Genomic DNA, 14,380 nt, shown 5'->3' on the forward strand with positions numbered 1-14,380 from the left:
CTTATATATTATATGTATCAGAAACCCTCTTCTCATAGTCATTGGTTTTCTCCACAAGTTCATCTACCACAGAAACAAGCATGTCAAAGTAGATGCCCTCTCTCTTATCCCTGATTTCTCCATCTTCAGCAATCAGACAGACTTCAAACAGGTCAGCACCCTCATTCAAAACTATCTGAACTTTTCCGGTATGTTTGAATCCGTTGACTCTGAATTCAAGACCATACTTTATCACTTTTACTGTTTCAATCTCAACTCCCCAAGACATTAGAATCGGGAGATTGGATTTCAGGATTGACCAGATATACTTGGCCAGTTCCAAATCGTAGTTCTTATCTCTTTCCATAATCCAAAGTTTTTAAGTTCCTATCTTCTTCATCCTCAACCCAGAACATCCGATAATCTTCATATATCTTTCTGTAATCCTCCAATCCGAAATGTGGGAAATTGGTGGAATACATGTCATAAAGATCTTCGGGAGTTAAAGTCGGGTCATTGTTCAGCATATCGTAAACCTCATCCTCGAACTCATAGGGACTGAAATATGAATCACTTTGTGTATGGGGATAAGTGTCTGTACAGTCCTCTATGATATGTTCTATAAATCTCAGACACTTCATCAGGTCTTTCTTCACTGTAATCTCCTCATCGGTGTGGGCATTGTAATAACCACATGATACGTTGATACAAGACACTTCCAATCCTTTCTCTTTCAAGGCTAGAACATCAGTCATCAATCCGTTCTCTTCCATGTAACCCCATTTCTCAGGTTCTATCGCTTCAATGAACCTTTCTGAACACAACTCGGAATAACCTATGTTTGTAATCAGATCCGAATCACCCTTTCTGTCAGGCTGGATAACGAACCTTACATCATCGAAGAAAGACATCACCGCCTCAGAACTTCCCTTGCAGCCAGTCTCTTCCTCTCTGAAAAACACGACTTTAACAGCATCATATTTCTTTAGGCATTCAAGGCAGATGAACACTCCATTTTTATCATCGGCTCCCAAATTCTCAAACCTCCTGTTCTTTGGCGAATAACCGAATATGATTTCCCTTGTCTCCACTGCCTTAAAATCCTTTGAATGCTTGCAGTGTGAAACCTGGTCGATATGGCTCACCAGGCAAGGATAAATTTCCGAATTTCCTTTTACTATATATAAGTTTCCGAATTTATCCTTTGACACGGATATGTTTCCGGGAAGCTGTCTTATATAGGAACAGAGGAACTTCACCATCTTCTGTTCCTTTCCACTAGGGCTGTAGATACTATACAGCCTCTTCAATAATTGTATATTCATGATTTATCTCTTTTTTAAGTTTATAGCCGTATGGAAGGTTGGTACTTGGATTTACTTTGTCAAATATATCCTCGCCAAATTCCCATGCTTCCTCATTTTTTAATAACCTGCATAATGTATCCACATTGATGCTTTTATCCTGATAGGAGCATTCTTGTTCATTCCAGACATGGATGTAGGTTATATCGGTGTAATCCTCATACCATTCATCATCATATTCTGAATAGTGCCAGTTCTTCCGCTTGAACTCATTCTCCGCTTTCTCCATACATTCCTTGCAGCAATAATATTCCTCCGTCACTTTCGAACACATGGCATCATCCAACAGGATATGTGTTCCACATTCGTCACAGCAGGCACAATCGTTTTCATGGTGGTATTCCTGTGCTGATTCTATCCATATAAAATCATCCAGGTTCTCTGAATCCACCCAAATCTCTATTCCATTCCGGTAGCAACAGATTGTTTCTGAACAATGATACTGGTGGTAATCGTCCCATTCCCCGTCATCTTCATCATCGTCAGTGTCACCATATAAGTTCAGGTCTGTGGTGTCAAGGTTATATGAATAGTGTGAGTTCTCGTAGTTATAGGCTTTATTCAGGTTATAACTATACCATTTGAAGGAATCCTGATAAGAAAGCGTGTCTTCCAGTTCCAGATCACAGTCAATCTCAAACTTCTTGTCGGATAATGAGTTCCCATGAATATCTACAAATGCGTTAGCTTCATGACAGGATGCACCCACGATTTTATAACCGTCTATGTAATCACCTTGAATGAGTTTGTCAATCAGTAACCGTTTCAATACATCATCACCTCCTGAGGAGTATTGCCTTTCAAGCAATCTCCATTTATTGCCATCCTGATCCGTAACGTCAGTAAAAAGAATGGATCTGGCTACAATCAATCCTGTTTTGTCTGTTATGTAAGCCGCCTTGGCTTTTACCGAATCACGATAGAACGAAGTCCTGTTCTCATCCACCATGCATGAACCGAAATTCCCTTTACAACAGTTGCTGTCATAGATTTTCCAGAACTCCTTATTCACATGCAATTCCATATCAGGTGATTTCCCATGTGTATAAGTCCACCAGTTTTGAGTGAAAACGTCTCCCGAAATCCAGTTCACTACACTTGGAGAGAGCAGTTTTCCTATCTCTGTCTCAAGGATAAGCCCTCTCATGAATTTTCCGGCTCTTTTCTTGAAGACCCTGTTACGTTCAACATTTATATAGCGGACTGAACTTTTATCCAGATCCTCACATACACCCTTGCTTTCGTCAGTTTGATATTGGGAGGAGTAATATGTCTTTCCTATCAGCTCCACCCTATAAGGTAGCTTTTCATCACCTTTTCCTGATTCAATGACAGCATCCATTACTTTTTTCTGTAGGTCAGCCATATCATATATATGTAACAAGGCATAATCATCATGTTCCCTGCAATATCTGAGCAATGCAGGATTTTTCAGATGGCTCAGCAGTATCCTGTTCTTTCTTACCACTGTACCATTCTCTCTTTTTTCAAGTCCGAAAAGGGCCTTGAATCCTTCGTAACCGTAAAAATCATAGTATAACATAATCTTCTGAATTTTAAATTGTCGGTAAATAAAAAAGGAGGGATACTTCCTTTTTATCGGAAATATCCCTCCTCAGAATATCAAATTTTGGTATGTTTCAACCTTTTCAGATGAATGGTATCGTATCCTCTTCCAGAACTCCCGATTCCACTATCTTCTTACATATCTTATGGGAAGCCTTGTTCCTCAGGTCATATCCATAATCCTCGCTTCCCATGATTCTTATTACTTCAACCATACTTCTGAATAAAGTCTGTTGCAGGGTCTTGTGGAATGTAGTGACTGCAATAGCGAACCTTCTCTCATTCCACCCATAATCGTTCAGGGCATGTTCAAGTTCTTTTGCAGCCTTGAATTCCCTGCTGTTTTCCAATTCTTGTCTTTCCATAATGTCTTTCTGCTATTTTTTTCCTTGTTTTCCTGTCTCTTCATTTATTGACGCATTGAGTAAGTTATACACCCGGGCAAACTTCCTTCTCTGCTCTGTATCGGTAATGGAGCTTACAAACTTGTGCATCACCACTTTCTTCCTGTCATCCCATATGATACGTGCTTTATCCACACCTTCCACAAACATGATATGGGGATATCTGCCCCATTGTTTTAAAGTACCGTCATTGATAAGCGTTTGAATTTCTTCGGGCATTGAACTTCTGTTGCGGTCAATACATCTTATTCTGCTTTCTTCCCGTTCAATCGCTGTCTGAGTCTTTTCAATCTCTTTCTGTATTTTGGAAAGGGTGTCATTCTGCCTGTCCCAACGCTTCATCGTTGAATATCCGTTTCTCTTGTCGTTAAGGGGTTGTCCGTTGGCACTCTTCACATCGGAAAAGTACTCATTCAGTTTTCTATTAAATTTAGCCTGCTTCTTTTCCAGGGAGGCTTTAAGTATATCCAATCTGCTCATGTTATTTATTTTTAAAAGGGTTCAACAAAAAAAGGGAGAAAGACCATGTTTGTTATTTCAGATCTTTCTCCCTTGTGAGTTAATTTATTTTCCGGTCTAACTCAAAAACCAGCCATAATTCTCCGTATCCTCACCGTTCAAGGCTTTCTGGATACCAACCGCAAAATCTGTGCAGTTCTGATTCCTCTCCAAGAATTTATCAATATAGGATTGTTTAGCCGCATCATTAAGAAGCTGCATCAAATCCCAGCACGATATGTTTTCTCTTCCACGTAACCCGAAATTAGGATTATCCACGTAGTTTTTGGTTGCCGCATTGATATTTGAGTCACCTAAAATCACCTTTGGCAGTTCTCTAAGTTGTGATACAGGCAAGACTTGGTACAATCTCAGTCTGCCTATAATCTGACAGAACTGTTCTTGTGAAATCTTTGTTCTTCCTAAGTTCTCAAGTAGTCTCAAATTGTGTTCCGGGTTGAAGTCCTGGAATAACCGTAGCGCCGAATTGTAAATATCAGTGTCACTCATCACTTCCAGCCGTCCGGTCAGTCCGTCATTGGTCAGCATTAGATTTGAACATACACGCACACGCCAACCTATGAATATCTTGAATTTCTCAGGTGATTTTCGGTTGTATAGATTCTCCTCGTTTAAACTACGTACCCCACCTATGCAAAGATGTACTTCCTCTCCGTTCATCATTCTGCTCATTGTTCTGATATGAAAGCAGAAAGCCATACGTTGATAATAGATGGTCTCGTCCTCAGGTTTAAGCTCCTCTTTCCTTTTGGTCAATGCACTTGGCACTCTGCCCAGGATTTTATGTGAAACTCTGATCTCTGTGTTTCCAAGGTTCTCACCTGTAAAATAGCTCCTTGCAGCATCCTCGATCCGGTGTATGAATGTCTGGTGGCTGATTGTTAGCTGGTTGTCACTGAAGCTGGGTACGATACAGTTCCTTTCAAGTTCTTCAAGCGTAATACCCGAAGTGTTACTCTCAATAAAATTGGGATGCTCCTCCTGTTCCTCTTCCGATACGATTACTGCGTCTTCGATAAATTCAGGTTTAAGCATACCCATTCCGTCCATCATTCCGATTGTTCCTGGAATGACAGTAAGTTCATTAGTCATTGTTTCCATACTCTTGTTATTTTTTAGTCGGTTAATAAAATGCGATGAAAAAACAAAAAGCCAAGAGGTGTTATTTCTTTGCTTTTATGAATATACCTCTTAGCTTCTTTATCCCTTTGAGTATTGAAGTTGCTACCTCCAATACCGTTATTATTACGTCTGCTTTCTTGTCATAATCCATTCATCAGACGTACTATCAGTTTTCAGTCGCAGCATCAACGGCCTTGACTTCACCCGTGGCAATCTTCTTTTTCCCGAATTTGCCACTATACTTCTCCGCAAGCTCGATTACTACGGAACCTGCCACGATAATCTCGGCCACATAAGCTGCGACCTTCAATCCTTTAATTAAATTTCCCATGTCTCTTAGTTGTTTTAAATTGTTAGTTATTATTTCTATTCTCTTATATACATATTTCTCATATATAAGGCTTTGAGGGGAAATCAAGGAAGGGGAGAAGAAAAAAATAAACCAATCTTTCGACTGGTTGTGATAGTTGAACCGTTATAAATAGCTCCTCGCATTTACTTGGCCTATCATGCGGCATACATTCTTTCGTGGGGAACTTTATGTCTTGTCCACATACTGAAATTGCTACGCATCATCGAATCGCCATCTTATCCATCGTCTGAAAATAAGCGTGACCCAGTAATTGTTTTTATCATTAATGCTTGAAGCTACGCACCTTATCTTAATGGTGCTGTATTATACTCCAAGCTATTTCATCATATATAAGAGTTTGAGGGGATTTGAAAAGAAAATTTGCTTAATGATTTCATATGCTATATTTTCGTTGGTATAGATAATCTTCTTATAACTATATTTATCGAAGCACATGCATTATTATTCTGTAACGACTAATGGTTACTGTTTTAATAAAAGAAAAAGCTGCAATAATCAATTAAGAAGAGTTATGGGTTAGTATTGAATAAAATAAATATCAACTATTGAATCTATGCAATAGATATTGCCTATATTTGCATGCATACTTTAAAATAACAAGTTATGAATATAATAGCGGATGAAATTAAACTAAAACAAGATGTTGTAACATATCGAGTTTGTGAGAAACTAAAAGAATTTACTTTAGATAGCTCTGCTGTACTTTATTATAATTTCCCATTATATCGTGGAGAATTGCCGGAAGATTTAATACAAGCGCAATTATTGTTGGCGTCTCCACAATATGGTATCTTGTATTTTAAATGCTTAGAATCAAATAGATATTTAACAAAAGAAGAAGAAATTTATTTGGATGATTTAGATGTTAGTATTATTAATCGTTTAAACAAACGTAGTGAATTAAGAAAAGGACGTAGAGAACTAAAATTTAATGTTACCCTCCTGATTATCTCAGAAAAAGATGAAATAATTGATGATAGAAAATATGTTTCTTTACCTTGTTTGAAAAAAGCTATAGAAGCAAATAAAGATGCAGCATTAACCGATGAGGAATTTAATATTTTATTGAGTTGCATTGATGGAACCTCACGTTTAACTACCAAAAAAGAACGTAAAATTTCCCTTGATAATGAATCAAAGTTGAAAGCAGATGTACTTAATAGAATTCAAAATAAGGAGGCTGCTTTTGATTTAGAGCAAAAAAAAGTCGCTTTAGTAACCATTGATGGGCCTCAAAGAATAAGAGGGTTGGCAGGGTCAGGAAAAACAATAATATTAACGATGAAAGCTGCCTTATATCATATGGCTCATCCTAATGAGGATATCTTATATACATATTACACAAAATCTCTATTTGGTTTAATAAAGAATTTGATAGAACGTTTTTATCGTGATTTTGCAGATAATAGAGAACCCAATTGGAAGAAGATTCATATACTTCATGGTTGGGGAGGTGTTGAGCTAGGAGGAGTATATTCAACTGCATGTATGGAAAATGGTATTGAGCCTATTACATACAATATCGCTAGGCAGTTCTCTTCAAATCCATTTGATTATGTTTGCAAATCCATTTTGGGAACTGGTAAGATAGCTCCCAAATATGATTTAACCTTGATTGATGAAGGACAGGATTTTCCTGATCATTTTTATCAATTATGTTATGCTCTTTCAAAGGAAAAAAGAATTGTTTGGGCATATGACGATTTTCAAAACATATTTGATATAAATTTGCAAGATGAGAAAAACACCTTTGGAAAAGATCAAAAAGGGGATTATTTAGTTGACTTTTCTAAAAACAATAACCCTCTTCAAGATATTGTGTTACATACATGCTATAGAAACCCAAGAACAGCATTGATTGCTGCTTTTTCTTTAGGGCTAGGCATCTACAATTCAAAAGTTTTACAACGTTTAGAGGATAATAATCATTGGGAATTATTAGGATTTAAAGTTGAGTCAGGTCACTCGGATGTTGGCGATCAAATGGTAATATCTCGTCCTATAGAGCATACACCTAATATAATGAATCAAGAATTAGGAATATATACTATAAAAGTAAGCTCTTTCAGTGATTATGCTTCAGAGTGTAAATTTGTAACGCAATGTATAACACAAGATATTCAAGATGAAAAATTGAGGCCTGACGATATTTGTGTTATTTGTCTTGATAATCGGAACATTAATGCTTATTATAGTCTATTGTCTAGAATGCTAATAAGAAATGGAATATCTACATTCAACCTTGTTGATGCTCCAAATGCTAATAAGCACTTTTTTTATGAAAATAACGTCACTTTATCCACTATAAATAAAGCAAAAGGTAATGAGGCTGGAATGGTTTATATTATAGGTGCTGATACTGTTTTTATAAATCGAGATAATGTTATATTGAGAAATAAACTATTCACTGCTATTACACGAACTAAGGGGTGGGTGACAATAACCGGAGGAGAAAAAATAAAATACTGCCTTGAAGAACTGAACAAATTAGAAGAAAATGATTTCAAATTAGTTTTTACTCAACCAAGTAAAGAAACTACCAAGACCATTGAAAGCGGAAGTAAGGTTCAACAAAATTTGCTATTAGATGTGCAGTCTAAAATAGATATTCTTGTTAATAGTGGGTTGAGTGTCGAGGATATTATGCAATTTATTCAAAGAAAAAAATGAACGAGGCTACTTTTAATATATCAATTAAAGATGCTGCGCTTATTTTGAAAAAAATGAAATTCTTAAAACGTAGGAAGGAAATTGGAATAGGCGCATACTCTTCTACATCATTAGATATTGCAAAATTAGGTGATTTAAAGAAAATTCATCAAACAGCAATAGACAATAATGATTATGAGCTATTGTTAGATGATGATTCTATTTTTCAATTTAGTAAGGAGGGAGATAAGCTCCGTTATGCTTTTATTCAATCGCAATCAACTTATTTTTCCTTTACGGATTTCCTATTAGAATTATTCGATGAGGAAGATATTCCTACTGACGAACAAGTGTTGGAGGAGATGAAAGTAGATTATGCAGAAGACTATGAACAAAGGAGAGATGAGCAAAAAATAAATGTAGGAGCTATGTATATTCGATATGATGTAGACCGTAAAGGTTATAGGCCTAATTTACATTCATACGCGCATATTCACATAGGGTTAAATAATACTTTTCGATTACCTAGTGCTATTATATTAACTCCATTGTCTTTTGTTTTGTTTGTTATTAAGCATGTTTATATTGCACGCTGGGAAATTGCTATAAATGAAAGTATTATAGACGAACATATATTTCAGTTCAAGAAAATGTGTAAGAATATCCCTGAAGAGTTATGGCAAATGAGTGAACAAAGAGAATTGTACGTTATATAATATCTTACACAGTAAATGTGTAATTTTAACATGGACTTATAAAATAGGATTATTAATTCAATTGGTACTTATATTCTTAATTGATATTTCTTTAGCTTTACATTCTGAAAATTATCTCACTCTTTGGTATTTCAAGGTGTTTTTATTACCTTTGTAGTAACCAATATATTAGACAATTATGAATAGCAACAATAAGAATCAGATAATCCGTTTTGACTGGGCGATGAAACGTCTGCTCAGGAACAAGGCAAACTTCAGTGTCCTTGAAGGTCTGCTCACTACGTTATTGGGTGAGAAGATTATTATCCAGCGACTCCTAGAAAGTGAAAGCAATCAGGAGGATGAGTATGACAAGTATAACCGTGTCGATATGCTTGCCGAGAACTCCAAGGGTGAGCTGGTACTGATAGAGGTGCAGAACAATAATGAGTATGCCTATTTCCAGCGTATGTTGTTCGGTACTTCCAAATTAGTAACTGAGTATATCAATAGGGGAGAAAGCTATGACAAGGTGCGTAAAGTCTATAGCGTCAATATAGTCTACTTCTCTCTGGGACATGGAACTGATTTTGTTTATCATGGAAAGACGGAATTCAGAGGTATCCACACCAACGATCTCCTTGAACTCACTCCATTTCAGAAGCAAACATTCAAGGTGGATACGGTAAGTCAGCTATATCCTGAATATTATATCTTGAAAGTAAACGGTTTCAATCAGGTAGCGAAAAGTCCCTTGGAAGAATGGATTTATTATCTTAACACTGGAGAGATACCTTCCACTGCCACAGCTCCCGGTCTTGAAGAGGCTCGTGAAAGGCTGAAACTGGATAGTATGACCAAGGATGAGCTTGCTGCCTATTACCGCCACTTGGATAATATTGTAATCCTTCGTGATAATATCAATACCGAGCGTGAAGAAGGAAGAGCAGAAGGAGAGAAGAGGAAAGCCATAGAAGTAGCCCGTTATTTAAAATCATCTGGAACTTCAATAGAGTTGATTATCGGAGCAACCGGATTGACCAAAGAAGAGATCGAAAGACTATAATAACTCAGCTCAGGAGGAATATGTAAAAATATTCCTCCTTTTATTTTATTGAAGAGAAATTAGTCCAGTGCTGTCTTGTCAATCATTCTTTGAAAAACGTCCCATTGATCCCATAATTTATAAGCTTTATCTTTTGTCTTGGGCTTCTTTTCTGTATATTCTTTAATACTAGGAATATCACTAAGTTGGAATATTTCAGTCATTTTATCTCGAAATGAAGTGAATTTATCATCAAAGTAGGCGTGGTCAAAGAAGTGGGTTCTCCATAATATGTAAATAAATCCGGCCACATCCAAACCAGAATGTAATTCAGAAATTATATCCTCAATAATATCCAATAAATACTGACGGTCAAATTTATAATCAATTTTTCCGTCCTTTTTTCTCCTATAGTATCTTGACAACGATTGGCTAACTTCATTTATGTTAAGCTCTTTGACAAATACTATATCTTTTACGGCACTTGTTATTCTTTTGTATTCATTATATTTTTTCTGGACATATTTATTTAGACCTTCTTCTTTCATCCGGCTGAGTATATGGTTATATTCGTCCATACTCAATTTGTCACCATTCATCATATCAAAAAAAATCTCCCAGTTCCTTTTATGAAAACAATAATATTGCAGGAAGAAAATAGGCTTTCTGTACTCATATTCAAAAATCGGATGGATGTCCATATAACCATCCCCCATAATTTGCTGTTCCCATTTTTGATACTCGTTGTGGAATTTTTTAACAACATTTGCCGCGACTTTCCATTCATATTCTTCTGTCGGTTTTCTATCAAGTGGACATATACCGCTTCTTTCCAATTCATTCCTTATATATTCATTGAATCTTAAACTGCTGCCTTGGAACTCCTTATTGATATAATCTTGTAGAATGGCATCATAGTTCTGATCAAACCAAATGGTAAAGTCCTCTTTTTTCTCAAATTCCATGTATTTGTTCTGGATAATTTGTATCTCCTCCGGCGAGAATAACGATGGGAAACAACAACTTAGTAGTTCGGGTATTGATATGTTCTTGTTCCAAAGAATCCAAAATGACAATGCAATCTTTTTTTGTTCCTCATCAGTTGCGTAATGGAAACTTCTTTGTATTTTTTGCTGCCTAATATTTTCTTTATTGGTCATTGTAAGTGTGAGTGCTCTTACAATACTTGCAGGCATGGATACAAGGAAAAGATGAAACCGATATTCTATATTCTCTTCCTCGTTCAATTGGATTTTATCGTTAAGGACATCCTCAAATATAGGGACAATATCATCTTCTATAAAATATTTATCTCCACATATGCTATATAGGTTTTCTCCAATCTTCACATTTTCTAATATATATTTCCCTTTTCCTTTTTTCATCCAACTTTTTAAATACAGTATGTCAATGATTTCTTTGATGGAGCATTCCTGGTCTTTCCATTTATAAATATTTTGAGTCAGCTGGTATTTCTCTATTCTTATCGGCACTTTACCGGTTTCTATATCATCATATATTTGGGATAGAATTTTAAAATCTTGATTATCTTTTATAGATTCTGCTATAACTTTATCCATAATGACATTTTTTTGAGTTAAACATAAAGACAGCGCCCGATTTTTTCAAATGCTGCCTTAAATATATAAAAAAATATATTATGTAATACTCTTTACATACTCAAAAAGTTGTTTTAGCTGTGCCGAGTTCATTTTTTCCATACTTTCTATGATTCCCGACTTGTATTGGTGTGTGTTCCACTTTTCAATTTGTATTTTCTGTGTCTCGTCAGCAACCTCGATGTAAGGTTTCATAGTAGCATAATCCGAATGGCCAGTACAGCTCATTACTACGCTAGCCGGAATACCAAGAGCCAAGGAACAACATACAAAAGTTCTTCTTGCATCATGACAACTGATTTGTTCCCAAAACTTATAAGTATCCTCATGCCTGGTATTACCCTTGAAATAAACTTGAGATATTTCACGATCCAGTCCGGCAAGTTTGGCTGCTTCTTTCAAGTAGTCATTTAATTTCTGATTACTTGGAACCGGAAATATGGTATCGCCTTTGTACCAAGAGTATTTATCAATGATCCGCTGTGCGTGTTCATTCAAAGCGATATGTAATTTATCATCGGTCTTTTCGGTACAGAAATCCAAGCAGCCATCTACAATATTGACCGGTCTAAGTGCGGCCAAGTCTGAATATCGTAAAGAAGTGAAAGCCATGAAGCAGAACATATCCCTTGCTTTTGATAGGTATTCTTTCTCTTTGGGAAATTCAAAATGGAAGAAGTGCATCAATTCCTTATATTTTAGAAAAGTAACGGTTCGGGGAATTACTTTCAGCCTGAGTTTGAATTCTAATACACCGGAATTTATTGTATATCCATGCCTTGAAACCCACCGTAGGAATGATTTCAATATCCTGATTTGTTTCTGTATGGTACGGTTACAATAGTCATTCTTTATATACCACACGACAAGCTCCTGAACTTTTGCCTGATCTAGAGTTTCAAGTGTGATATTGGGGTCACAACTGCTTAACTGAGTCCACATCTGGTCATATTTCTCATGGATCTTATTACCCCAATTACCTTCTTGTGGCCGAAGCAGCAAGAATTCGGAAAATATATCTTTCAACGTTTTCACTTTATCTTCATTCACCGTTTCTTGTTTTATCCTACCCAATTTCTCATTCACCAGCTCTTTCAGGTCAGTTGTCGTTGGTGTTTTGGAATGAAGGTCATATTTGGCAAACACTTCCTCGATACAAACCAGAAAACTACGGATTGCATTGTTAATCTCGCGGGCATAGACAATCTTTCCACCAATTTTATGGGTCGTATTACTTTTTACCAACTGTTTGTCACTATCCCATTTTAAAGGATCAATAGTATAACCGACGGAAAAACCGACCTCATTCTTCTTGCTGTTCCATCTTACCCGGATCATTACCTGCCCGTTCTTCATTACATAGGCTCTTGTGCTAAAATTTGTCTTTTTCATACGTTTTACTTAATTTTATCGCGAATCTAAAGAGAAGATTTTAAAGGGAAAATAGGCTGACATTACATGAATATACATGATAGTACAAACTACTTTCCCTTATTCTATCCACTTAATTTCAAGAGCGAAGATACGAAGACTAATTTGGGGGAGTAACACCCTTTAACTACTCCCCCGATTTACGAGAATATATAATATTGGTTGAAGTTATGAAGTTGATGAGATTTTATTATAATGTTGATTATTAAGATTTTGTGGCTTCTTTAAAAATCAGACAATATCATTCAGAGACTCCCGTACGCACCGCGAAAGCAAATAGCAAATTAAAGCAAAGCTCTGAAATTCTTGAATTTCAGAGCTTTTTCTTTTTCCACGCTTAGGCAAAAAACAGCGGTTTCAGGCAGTTCTCACGTGGCTTATCCGTGGGACTTTTTGAAAGTCGTTTTACTCCCACGAACTCTACATTATTTATTCTGTTTGAGCAGTGCTATAAACTCCTCGAATGATATGATGGTTTCATGTTTTGGGGGTAACTTTAAATAGGTCTCTTGCAGCCCTCGTATGTTTCGCTGAATCAGTGGAAATTCTTTCTTACGACAGGCTTCAAAGAATGTTTTGTTTAACATGATAACTCTTATGGCTATATTTCCATTCGGTTTGATTTTTGCAATATGAACAATGACGTGCAACTTGCCTTTACCTGCTTTTTGTTTGTTGAAAGAGTTTTTGACTTTATCCGGTCTGATCCACAGTGTGTCTTCCGGCTTGACGCTTATATTAGGACCTGTAACTTCTACATACGTATCGGGGACGATTACATATAAATCGGCGTCTCCTTTCGTTAAACCATAGTCTGATGCACTCCCCGATAGAAAATCTTCGCTTCCGGCTCCGAGGCCTACTTCCAGCGTTTTAAAGCCTGTTTTGCTTTCTATCAGTTCTTTCACGAATATCTCTTTCTTGCTGGATATTTCCCAGTATTCTTTATAGGCTTCTTTCCAATAGTTCTTATCCATAATATATAAATTAAAAGCGCATATTTGTTGTTGTCGGAAATATTAATGCGGGTACCTCTAATCAATGTCTTACAAATGTAGGATATTTTTTTGTCGGAAAGTAATTTGAGAGATAAATTTATGGGGATGAATGCTCATTAATCAATACTGAAATTTTCTGATTTGAAGTTACTGTAATATCTTCCGGAAGTGGCGGTAAATTTGAGGACACAGTAATCCGGGTCGGTAACTCCCTCTTTATAATACATGGTATCACCCTCTTGCCATATCATTTCTTTACTGGCGTTATCGGTCAGAATTTCCATTGTGCCGCGTAGCATGACACCTCTGAAGAAGCGATTATCGCAGAAATAAATACAGGCATGATTATCCTTTCGGAATTGTGCTACACGCATAGAAGAAGTATTAGTCGTAAGATAAATGCTTCTTATTCCTTCTCTTTTTCTGGGTTGTAACATGGCTTTGATATTGGGAAATCCTTCCGCATCAATTGAACCTATAAAAGCTGTTTTCTGCTTGTCAATCATGCCACCTACTGTTTTTTCTACATCTTTCATAATTAATTTTATTTTAAGGGGTTATGTTGGGGCAAAGGTAAGTGTGATATGGGAAACAGTTGCAATAAAAATGAAGGAGA

14 protein-coding genes are annotated in these 14,380 nt (G+C 36.4%); 3 read left to right on the forward strand and 11 right to left on the reverse strand.

Annotation, left to right across the window (positions count from 1 at the left end):
• Position 1 precedes the first annotated feature (1 nt).
• The 7 genes from BUB52_RS08000 to BUB52_RS15765 all read right to left on the reverse strand — a co-directional run bounded on the left by BUB52_RS08000 (position 2) and on the right by BUB52_RS15765 (position 5,285).
• Positions 2-346, reverse strand: a complete 345-nt coding sequence (locus BUB52_RS08000; protein ID WP_009121091.1) for a hypothetical protein — start codon at positions 344-346, stop codon at positions 2-4.
• Positions 333-1,304: a zinc-binding metallopeptidase family protein gene (locus BUB52_RS08005; protein ID WP_009121090.1), complete on the reverse strand. Its 972-nt coding sequence runs from the start codon at positions 1,302-1,304 to the stop codon at positions 333-335. The genes BUB52_RS08000 and BUB52_RS08005 overlap by 14 nt, the downstream gene beginning before the upstream one ends.
• Positions 1,273-2,886, reverse strand: coding sequence for a hypothetical protein (locus BUB52_RS08010; RefSeq protein ID WP_009121089.1), 1,614 nt, complete (start codon positions 2,884-2,886; stop codon positions 1,273-1,275). Before BUB52_RS08010 ends, BUB52_RS08005 begins: the two co-directional genes overlap by 32 nt.
• Before the next feature lie 106 nt (positions 2,887-2,992).
• Positions 2,993-3,274: a hypothetical protein gene (locus BUB52_RS08015; protein WP_009121088.1), complete on the reverse strand. Its 282-nt coding sequence runs from the start codon at positions 3,272-3,274 to the stop codon at positions 2,993-2,995.
• Positions 3,275-3,286: 12 nt separating this feature from the next.
• Positions 3,287-3,793 (reverse strand): hypothetical protein, encoded by a 507-nt coding sequence (locus BUB52_RS08020; RefSeq protein WP_009121087.1) that lies wholly within the window; start codon positions 3,791-3,793, stop codon positions 3,287-3,289.
• 96 nt (positions 3,794-3,889) lie between these two features.
• Positions 3,890-4,933 (reverse strand): DUF3871 family protein, encoded by a 1,044-nt coding sequence (locus BUB52_RS08025; RefSeq protein WP_009121086.1) that lies wholly within the window; start codon positions 4,931-4,933, stop codon positions 3,890-3,892.
• 187 nt (positions 4,934-5,120) lie between these two features.
• Positions 5,121-5,285 (reverse strand): hypothetical protein, encoded by a 165-nt coding sequence (locus BUB52_RS15765; protein WP_004292428.1) that lies wholly within the window; start codon positions 5,283-5,285, stop codon positions 5,121-5,123.
• A gap of 645 nt (positions 5,286-5,930) precedes the next feature.
• Between BUB52_RS15765 and BUB52_RS08035 the strand changes: the two genes are divergently transcribed.
• The 3 genes from BUB52_RS08035 to BUB52_RS08045 all read left to right on the forward strand — a co-directional run bounded on the left by BUB52_RS08035 (position 5,931) and on the right by BUB52_RS08045 (position 9,737).
• On the forward strand, positions 5,931-7,997 hold the full coding sequence (locus tag BUB52_RS08035; protein WP_009121083.1) for a DEAD/DEAH box helicase: 2,067 nt from the start codon (positions 5,931-5,933) through the stop codon (positions 7,995-7,997).
• A complete protein-coding gene (locus BUB52_RS08040; protein WP_009121082.1) occupies positions 7,994-8,692 on the forward strand; it encodes a DUF2290 domain-containing protein in 699 nt (232 codons plus the stop codon). The genes BUB52_RS08035 and BUB52_RS08040 overlap by 4 nt, the downstream gene beginning before the upstream one ends.
• A gap of 178 nt (positions 8,693-8,870) precedes the next feature.
• The gene (locus BUB52_RS08045) at positions 8,871-9,737 is read left to right on the forward strand and encodes a PD-(D/E)XK nuclease family transposase (RefSeq protein ID WP_009121081.1); all 867 of its coding nucleotides are present in this window, start codon (positions 8,871-8,873) and stop codon (positions 9,735-9,737) included.
• A gap of 59 nt (positions 9,738-9,796) precedes the next feature.
• Here BUB52_RS08045 and BUB52_RS08050 read toward each other — a convergent pair whose 3' ends face one another.
• From BUB52_RS08050 to BUB52_RS08065, 4 genes are all read right to left on the reverse strand, one after another.
• The gene (locus BUB52_RS08050; protein ID WP_009121080.1) at positions 9,797-11,296 is read right to left on the reverse strand and encodes a hypothetical protein; all 1,500 of its coding nucleotides are present in this window, start codon (positions 11,294-11,296) and stop codon (positions 9,797-9,799) included.
• A gap of 78 nt (positions 11,297-11,374) precedes the next feature.
• Positions 11,375-12,727: a site-specific integrase gene (locus tag BUB52_RS08055; RefSeq protein ID WP_009121079.1), complete on the reverse strand. Its 1,353-nt coding sequence runs from the start codon at positions 12,725-12,727 to the stop codon at positions 11,375-11,377.
• Between the two features lie 464 nt (positions 12,728-13,191).
• A complete protein-coding gene (locus tag BUB52_RS08060; RefSeq protein ID WP_009121078.1) occupies positions 13,192-13,743 on the reverse strand; it encodes a hypothetical protein in 552 nt (183 codons plus the stop codon).
• A 137-nt stretch (positions 13,744-13,880) separates the two neighbouring features.
• A complete protein-coding gene (locus tag BUB52_RS08065) occupies positions 13,881-14,300 on the reverse strand; it encodes a pyridoxamine 5'-phosphate oxidase family protein (RefSeq protein WP_009121077.1) in 420 nt (139 codons plus the stop codon).
• Between the last annotated feature and the right edge of the window lie 80 nt (positions 14,301-14,380).

It is taken from the genome of Bacteroides clarus YIT 12056, from assembly GCF_900129655.1.
Taxonomy (GTDB): domain Bacteria; phylum Bacteroidota; class Bacteroidia; order Bacteroidales; family Bacteroidaceae; genus Bacteroides; species Bacteroides clarus.

Excerpts from the sequence above, each read along its gene's own strand:
- BUB52_RS08000 (WP_009121091.1), bottom strand. The coding sequence starts at position 346 with ATGGAAAGAGATAAGAACTACGATTTGGAACTGGCCAAGTATATCTGG.
- BUB52_RS08005 (WP_009121090.1), bottom strand. The coding sequence starts at position 1,304 with ATGAATATACAATTATTGAAGAGGCTGTATAGTATCTACAGCCCTAGT.
- BUB52_RS08010 (WP_009121089.1), bottom strand. The coding sequence starts at position 2,886 with ATGTTATACTATGATTTTTACGGTTACGAAGGATTCAAGGCCCTTTTC.
- BUB52_RS08015 (WP_009121088.1), bottom strand. The coding sequence starts at position 3,274 with ATGGAAAGACAAGAATTGGAAAACAGCAGGGAATTCAAGGCTGCAAAA.
- BUB52_RS08020 (WP_009121087.1), bottom strand. The coding sequence starts at position 3,793 with ATGAGCAGATTGGATATACTTAAAGCCTCCCTGGAAAAGAAGCAGGCT.
- BUB52_RS08025 (WP_009121086.1), bottom strand. The coding sequence starts at position 4,933 with ATGGAAACAATGACTAATGAACTTACTGTCATTCCAGGAACAATCGGA.
- BUB52_RS15765 (WP_004292428.1), bottom strand. The coding sequence starts at position 5,285 with ATGGGAAATTTAATTAAAGGATTGAAGGTCGCAGCTTATGTGGCCGAG.
- BUB52_RS08035 (WP_009121083.1), top strand. The coding sequence starts at position 5,931 with ATGAATATAATAGCGGATGAAATTAAACTAAAACAAGATGTTGTAACA.
- BUB52_RS08040 (WP_009121082.1), top strand. The coding sequence starts at position 7,994 with ATGAACGAGGCTACTTTTAATATATCAATTAAAGATGCTGCGCTTATT.
- BUB52_RS08045 (WP_009121081.1), top strand. The coding sequence starts at position 8,871 with ATGAATAGCAACAATAAGAATCAGATAATCCGTTTTGACTGGGCGATG.
- BUB52_RS08050 (WP_009121080.1), bottom strand. The coding sequence starts at position 11,296 with ATGGATAAAGTTATAGCAGAATCTATAAAAGATAATCAAGATTTTAAA.
- BUB52_RS08055 (WP_009121079.1), bottom strand. The coding sequence starts at position 12,727 with ATGAAAAAGACAAATTTTAGCACAAGAGCCTATGTAATGAAGAACGGG.
- BUB52_RS08060 (WP_009121078.1), bottom strand. The coding sequence starts at position 13,743 with ATGGATAAGAACTATTGGAAAGAAGCCTATAAAGAATACTGGGAAATA.
- BUB52_RS08065 (WP_009121077.1), bottom strand. The coding sequence starts at position 14,300 with ATGAAAGATGTAGAAAAAACAGTAGGTGGCATGATTGACAAGCAGAAA.